This window comes from Bradyrhizobium sp., from assembly GCF_019242285.1.
Lineage (GTDB): Bacteria > Pseudomonadota > Alphaproteobacteria > Rhizobiales > Xanthobacteraceae > Bradyrhizobium.
On record NZ_JAFAVV010000717.1, the window covers coordinates 1 to 6,384 of the forward strand.

Genomic DNA, 6,384 nt, shown 5'->3' on the forward strand with positions numbered 1-6,384 from the left:
GAGATATTGCGCCGGGTTATGCTCGAGCTCTTCGAGATAGACGCCGTCTTTGGTGATCTTGCCGAGCACCTGGCGGTCGGCCGAGCAGGATACGCCGAGCCCGATCGGCAGCGAGGCGCCGTGCCGCGGCATCCGGATCACACGCACGTCGTGGCAGAAATATTTGCCGCCGAACTGCGCACCGACGCCGAGTGATTGCGTCACCTTGTGGATTTCCTGCTCCATCTCGACGTCGCGGAAGGCGTTGCCGTCGGCCGAGCCATGGGTCGGCAGCGCGTCGAGATAGCGCGCAGAGGCGAGCTTCACCGTCTTCATGCAGAGCTCGGCCGAGGTGCCGCCGATGACGATCGCGAGATGATAGGGCGGGCACGCCGCGGTGCCGAGGGTCAGCACCTTCTCCTTCAAAAAGGCCAGCAGGCGATCCTTGGTGAGCACCGACGGCGTCGCCTGGAACAGGAAGCTCTTGTTGGCGGAACCGCCGCCCTTGGCCATGAACATGAACTTATAGGCCGAGTCTATTTCCGAAGAGCCGCCTTCGGCATAGATCTCGCACTGCGCCGGCATGTTGTTGGCGGTGTTCTTCTCCTCGTACATCGACAGCGGCGCCACCTGCGAATAGCGCAGGTTGCGGCGCAGATAGGCATCGCGCGCGCCTTCGGAGAGCGCCGCCTCGTCGTCGCCGTCGGTGATGACGTGGCAGCCCTTCTTGCCCATGATGATGGCGGTGCCGGTATCCTGGCACATCGGCAGCACCCCGCCGGCGGCGATGTTGGCGTTCTTCAGAAAGTCCAGCGCGACGAACTTGTCGTTCGAGCTCGCCTCGCCGTCGTCGAGGATGGCGCGAAGCTGCTTCAGATGCCCCGGCCGCAGGTAATGGTTGATCTCGCCGAACGCCGCCTCCGACAACGCCCGCAGCGCCTCGCGCGACACCACCAGCATGTCGCGGCCGAGCACCTTCTCGACCCGCACGCCCTCGCCCGTGATCTTTTTGTAGGGCGTCTCGTCCTTGCCGAGCGGAAACAGCGGCGTGTGCTTGTAGGGCGGAACGGGCTTTTGCGGGTCGGGAAAGGCGGAGGGGGCGTTCATGGGTTAACCCTGGGTTTGCGGCGCCGGAAACGGCAGGCTTGACAGGCCTGATAGACTACCATGTCGGACCTGCGCAATACGCGTCCGGCGCGGCGGCAGCGGAGCATCGCAATGGCAACTTACGACTGCGAACCCCAGCCCGCCGCGGTGTCCAAGAATCATGACGGGAAGTGCACCTGTTAGCCGCCTCCCGCGCGGCGCCTGACCGAAGCTGCGACATGCGGTATTGACGTCGCCCAACAAGCCCTGCATGAACCCCGCGCCAGCTCTTCGATGGCGCGGGGGTATGTTGCCATGACATCGTCATCGTTTCGCCGATCGATCGTGACGGCCATGGCGCTCGGCCTGCTTGCGGCTCTCGCCGCCACGCCGGCGCGCGCCGATCGCTGCGACGACATCGCAAACCAGCTCAAGAACGGCATCGACGGGCTCTCCATCGGCAAGACCGCGGCCGGCGTGGTCTACCTGTCGCATCCGCAGGCGAAAGCGCTCACGCTCGGCTGCGCCGCCAAGAACTACGCGAACCAGCTCTACGCGAGGACCGACCGCAAGCCGAAGCCGGCCTATCTCGACCTCGTGGCGGGCGCCGCGGCGATCATCTTCACCCTGCCCAAGGACAGCATGCTGACGGGCGTGAAGCGCTGCATGGGCAAGCTCAACCTGTTCCGCGCCGATGCCAGCTCGCGCTACCGCCGCCTCGACATGCGCTGCACCCGCAACAAGACCGAATCCACGATCACGATCTCGCGCGGCACCGACCAGTAATCGGTGCGGCCGTGAGCGCTCCGTTCACCATTCGGAACCGCGGCCCGCGATGGTTCGCATTTTAGCGATTCGATTCAGACCACATTCGCCTGCCCGTGCGCACCCTCGCCTCACACAGACGTCGAGGGTCCTGCCATGGCTATTTCCAGCATCTCCACCGCCGTGCCGACCGCGCCGGTCGGCAGCACCACGCCCAATCCGCCGCAGGTGAAAAACGACATCAACCCGGTCAACGACACCAGCACCCATCAGCCGACGCCACCGCCGCCGCTGCCGCCGGGCCAGGGCACGCGGGTCGATCAGTACGTGTGATCTCTACAGGCCTCCGCCATCACGCGGGCGATGCCGTCGATGATCTTGCCCAGCCGGGGGCCATGGCGTCATAGGCGAGCTGGTTGCTCGGGAAGACGAAACCGTCATGCTCCATGCGGAGGCCGGTCCCTTCCGCCACGCGCGTGAGCGCAAATACTTATATATCTGTCAAGTGCGTCTGGTGGTCGCGGAACGAGCGTCGGCGGGGCTCATTCATCCAGAGCCTTGTAGCGGCGGAAGATGCCGTCCTCGTTGAAGGCAATGCGGCGGTCGCTGTCGAGATAGGCCTTGATCCTGGGCCGCGCCGCGATGCGGTCGTGCAGGGCGCCGAGCCCGGGTATCTTGCGCTCGAACGCCTTCATCCGGTTCGGGAAGGCATAGCACAGCCCGTCGACGATCTGGAACAGCGAGAGGTCGACATAGGTGATCCTGCGGCCGGTGACGTAGCTGCCGCCATTGGCGCCGAGCAGGCCCTCGAAATAGCCGAGATATTTCGGCACCCGTTCGTTCCAGAACTCCTCGGAGCGTTTCTTGGCCGGCGCGCGCTGGTCCTCGTAGTACAGCGACGGCCCCAGCGGATGATGGGTGTCGTGAATCTCGGCGACCAGGTCGGTGATCGTGAGCTGCAACTGGTGCACCCACAATTTCCCGGCCTCGGTCTTCGGCGCGAGCCCATGGCGCGATCCGAGAAAGAGCAGGATGTTGGCGACCTGCGCGATGACGAGCTTGCCTGCCTTCAGGAACGGCGGCGCGAAAGCCGGCGTCGGTCCCTGCCCCATCATCTGCATCATGGCGCCGGTGCCGCCGCTGCCGCGTGCGACGTCATCATATGTCGCGCCGGCGTCCTCCAGCGCGAGGCGGACATATTCGCCGCGCCCCTGGATGGTGGGCCAGTAATAGAGCTCATAGCGCATCGGAGAATCCTTTCAGGAGAGCCGCAGCGGTTGCAGAGCGCGGTGATGTTTGGCTTTATCGTAGCCAACGCCGCTGCAAAGACCAACACGCCGCCGACCGGGGGTTCATGTCGACCGAGACCGCCCGCCTCATCGCCGAGGCCTATCGCTGGCAGCGCCGCCTCGGCAACAAGGTGATTATCGCGCCGCATTGCCATATCGTTGCCGACCTGGCGCGCCCGGACGTCTGGGATTGCAACCACGCCGACGACGTCACGGCGGCAACCGACGCCGAGACCGACGCCGTGCTCGCGGCCATTGACCGGCATCTGGCGCATTCGCACTGGCGCGTCATTCATACCGACGGCTTCACCCCCGATGCCTTCCTGGCGCGGCTGGCGCTCGACGGCTTTGCCGAGCGCCCGGTGACGATCCAGATGGTGCTCGAAGGAGAGGTCCGCGAGCGCGGCACCGCAGTCGAGCTGCGCCCGGTCACGGAGGAGGACGATTGGCGCGCGCTGCTCGCGCTGGTCCGTGCCGACCATGTCGAGGGGCGGCGCACCGCCGATCTCGAATTGTCGGCCGGGTTCAGCGCGCAGGTCGTGACCGCCTATCGGGCCAAGAGCCACGCCTATCACTTCCATCTGGTGATGCTCGATGGCCGGCCAGTCGCCTATGGCGCCTTCGCCGCCGCGCCCAACGGCGCCGGCATGATCGAGGACCTGTTCACGCTGCAGGCGGCGCGGCGCCGCGGCATCGCCAGTGCGATGATCGCGGCGTTCGCCGACCGCCTGCATGCGCTCGGCTGTGACACCATCTTCCTCGGCGCACTCGCGACCGAGCCGCCGAAGCATCTCTACGCGCGACTGGGCTTTCGCCCCGTCGCGCTGGCGCGAAGCTGGATGAAGGATCTGCGCGCGGCGAACTGACAAACGCTGTCATTCCGGGGCGGTGCGAAGCAGCGAGATCTGTAGGGTGGGCAAAGCGGGCAACTTGCACGAAAGCACGCCCAGCAAAGGCAGAAGCGTGCCCACCCTTTGCGACGATGCGGTCGAGACATGGTGGGCACGACGCTCCGCGACGATGCGTGGCATCGTCGCGGACGCGTCTTAGTCCACCCTACTTCTGCATCAATCAATTCACCGCGAAGCAATAGAACAACCCATCGCCGCCGGTGCTCCTGAAATCGGCCTGCGAGCAGCCGCCCTCCTGGCCGCGCGAGGGGTGCGACGTGTTCCAGGAATGCGAGGCGTCGTCGTCGCGCAGACCCTGGCGGTCGATATGGCCGAGCATCGCCGCGCCTTGCGTGCTGCTCGTCCAGTTCTTGCAGGTGCGGTCGTCGCCGCCTGCGAACGCGGTGCCGTCCGCCTGCGATCCCGTCAGCGCGTCATGACGGTTCGGCGTGTCGCCGCGGCCGTTGATGACGTCGCCTTTCTCCGACAACGCGGTCTGCTTCGTGAGGTTGTTGCCGGCGCTGTGCAGGTCGGCGACGTCCTTGGCGACCACGACGCCCTTGGCGTTCTGCCACGGGCCCTTGCCGATGCGGTCACGGGCATTGACGGCCGGCTTGCCATCGGCGGCCTGGGTCGACAGATAAGCGTGCCAGGTCTTGGCGCCGGCGCCGGCCGCCTGCGCCAGCGTCTGGCATTGATTGTCGGCGCCGGCGAGCCCGCCGAGATTGCCGCCATTGCCGATGCCGGCGCTGGTGACGAAGAAGCTGGTGTCGGCCGATTGCGCCTGCGCCGGGCCCGCCGCGAGAGCGGCGAGGACCACGGCCGGCAGCACGAGCCTTGCGAGAACGGTCATGACTTCCTCCCGATATGTTGCTGGTTGATCAACAACACGGGGGAGCATTGGATATTCCGGCGCGCGACCGCGCATGAAAAAGCGCCGCGGCATCGACCGCGGCGGCTTCCGTCATTCCATATCGATCAGTTGGTCTGCTGGATCGCCGACAGTATCCAGTTGCCGCCGCGCGGGCGCATGAAGGTCCAGACCTCGGTGACCTGCTCCGGCTGGCCGCCGCTGACGACCTGCCCGCTGGAACGATCCAGCATCCGGTCGATCAGCGAGTACCGCATCGCGACACTGGCGTACTCGTTGTCGCCCTCACGCCAGGCCTCGGAGAGGTCGCCCTGCAACAGCTTCGTGTCGGCGACCTTGTTGACCTGGTTGCGGGCACGGTTGGCGTCGAGATCGCGGACGAAATAGGACACCATTTCCGGCGTGGCCACCCGGCCGAGCCGCGCGACATCCTCGTTCGAATAGGCGTCCTGGAGTTCGATCAGCAGCCGCTCGAACGTTTCATAGTCGGCCGGCTGGATTTCCGGTGGCGCGCTGGACGAGCCGAACCCGAACCCGCCAAGGCCCATCGGGCTGCCCTGCGACGGCCCCTGGCCGAGGCCGGAACCGGCATAGGCCGGCCCCATCTGGCGGCGCTGCCACCACGACATCGCCATCCGGGCCAGGAACACGATGAGCACGATCTGCAGCAGCAGGCCGAGGATCGACGAGAAGCCGCCGATGCCGGAGAACAGGCCGCCGCCGAACAGCAGGCCGAACAGGCCGGCGCCGAGGAAACCCGCGGCCAGGCCGCCGAGCAGGCCGCGGCCCGGCCGGTTGAAGAAGCCGCCACCCAGGCCCGGGCTGTAGCCGGGGCTCGTGGACGGCTGGGTGATGGTGCGGTTGAACGGCTGGGCGGTGCCCGGCGCCGTGGAGGTCGAGGGCGGCGCGGAGAAGGTGCGCGCCCCACGCGAGCCCGAGCTGTAGCCGCCGCCGACCCTGGCGTCAGCCGCGGAGATGGTCAGCGCTGCCGGCACGGCCAAGGCCAGCACGACAGCAAGCGCCTTTACCACTGCACGCAGGTTGGATGCGAATGTCATGGGACGATCCCTAAAAACCCCTGGTTGGGGAATGCCTTTAACATGGGCAATTGAGGGCGATTGTGAAGCCGTCGGACGGCGGCCGGGCTGCGGCGCACGGTCGCGGGACCGTAGAGTTCCGGACCCCTCGGCCTTCGCATGACCGCCTGCCGGCTCCCGCTTCGATTCGCCTGACGGGCCAAAGCGAGCGAGTGAGTCCAGATGCGGCCTACGAACCGTCCCACCGCCCCGAACTCTCCTCAAGCGAAAATCGCGATTAGCCAAGCGGACTCAAGGCGGTTGGCACTGTCCAGTCCTCGATGCAAAAATATTTCTCTTTCCATTTTTCCGAATTAATGGTTATTAGGCGCATCCCGCCTCCATCGGAGGGGCGCTTCGCGATCGTCACGGACGTGGGGGGCGGGATGCGGTGGACGCGATGATGCTGCGCGACGAGCGGCATCTTG

General features: G+C 66.2%; 7 protein-coding genes and 1 pseudogene. 3 read left to right on the forward strand and 5 right to left on the reverse strand.

The genetic code is table 11. The annotated features are described in order from the left end of the window. On the reverse strand, positions 1-1,086 hold a 1,086-nt coding region (locus tag JOY90_RS28950; RefSeq protein WP_291694512.1), incomplete at its 3' end, for a fumarate hydratase. Positions 1,087-1,419: 333 nt separating this feature from the next. On the opposite strand from JOY90_RS28950, the gene JOY90_RS28955 reads away from it, so the two are divergent. Continuing rightward, positions 1,420-1,851 carry a hypothetical protein gene (locus JOY90_RS28955; RefSeq protein WP_291694518.1) on the forward strand — a complete coding sequence of 144 codons (432 nt, stop codon included), beginning with the start codon at positions 1,420-1,422 and terminating at the stop codon, positions 1,849-1,851. A 135-nt stretch (positions 1,852-1,986) separates the two neighbouring features. After that, positions 1,987-2,163, forward strand: coding sequence for a hypothetical protein (locus tag JOY90_RS28960; RefSeq protein WP_291694513.1), 177 nt, complete (start codon positions 1,987-1,989; stop codon positions 2,161-2,163). A 209-nt stretch (positions 2,164-2,372) separates the two neighbouring features. On the opposite strand, the gene JOY90_RS28965 is transcribed toward JOY90_RS28960, so the two are convergent. Beyond that, the gene (locus JOY90_RS28965; protein WP_291694514.1) at positions 2,373-3,077 is read right to left on the reverse strand and encodes a glutathione S-transferase; all 705 of its coding nucleotides are present in this window, start codon (positions 3,075-3,077) and stop codon (positions 2,373-2,375) included. A 107-nt stretch (positions 3,078-3,184) separates the two neighbouring features. On the opposite strand from JOY90_RS28965, the gene JOY90_RS28970 reads away from it, so the two are divergent. Beyond that, positions 3,185-3,985: a GNAT family N-acetyltransferase gene (locus tag JOY90_RS28970; protein WP_291694515.1), complete on the forward strand. Its 801-nt coding sequence runs from the start codon at positions 3,185-3,187 to the stop codon at positions 3,983-3,985. A gap of 205 nt (positions 3,986-4,190) precedes the next feature. On the opposite strand, the gene JOY90_RS28975 is transcribed toward JOY90_RS28970, so the two are convergent. The 3 genes and pseudogenes from JOY90_RS28975 to JOY90_RS28985 form a co-directional block, all read right to left on the reverse strand. Further along, complete coding sequence (locus tag JOY90_RS28975; RefSeq protein ID WP_291694516.1) at positions 4,191-4,862, reverse strand: lectin; 672 nt, start codon at positions 4,860-4,862, stop codon at positions 4,191-4,193. Between the two features lie 125 nt (positions 4,863-4,987). Continuing rightward, a complete protein-coding gene (locus JOY90_RS28980; RefSeq protein ID WP_291694517.1) occupies positions 4,988-5,938 on the reverse strand; it encodes a TIM44-like domain-containing protein in 951 nt (316 codons plus the stop codon). A gap of 256 nt (positions 5,939-6,194) precedes the next feature. Next, positions 6,195-6,384 (reverse strand): annotated as a pseudogene (locus tag JOY90_RS28985) (hypothetical protein); the annotation flags it as partial.

Bases quoted from the DNA above. Each gene is read 5' to 3' on its own strand.
- JOY90_RS28955 (WP_291694518.1), top strand. From the start codon at position 1,420: ATGGCGCTCGGCCTGCTTGCGGCTCTCGCCGCCACGCCGGCGCGCGCC.
- JOY90_RS28960 (WP_291694513.1), top strand. From the start codon at position 1,987: ATGGCTATTTCCAGCATCTCCACCGCCGTGCCGACCGCGCCGGTCGGC.
- JOY90_RS28965 (WP_291694514.1), bottom strand. From the start codon at position 3,077: ATGCGCTATGAGCTCTATTACTGGCCCACCATCCAGGGGCGCGGCGAA.
- JOY90_RS28970 (WP_291694515.1), top strand. From the start codon at position 3,185: ATGTCGACCGAGACCGCCCGCCTCATCGCCGAGGCCTATCGCTGGCAG.
- JOY90_RS28975 (WP_291694516.1), bottom strand. From the start codon at position 4,862: ATGACCGTTCTCGCAAGGCTCGTGCTGCCGGCCGTGGTCCTCGCCGCT.
- JOY90_RS28980 (WP_291694517.1), bottom strand. From the start codon at position 5,938: ATGACATTCGCATCCAACCTGCGTGCAGTGGTAAAGGCGCTTGCTGTC.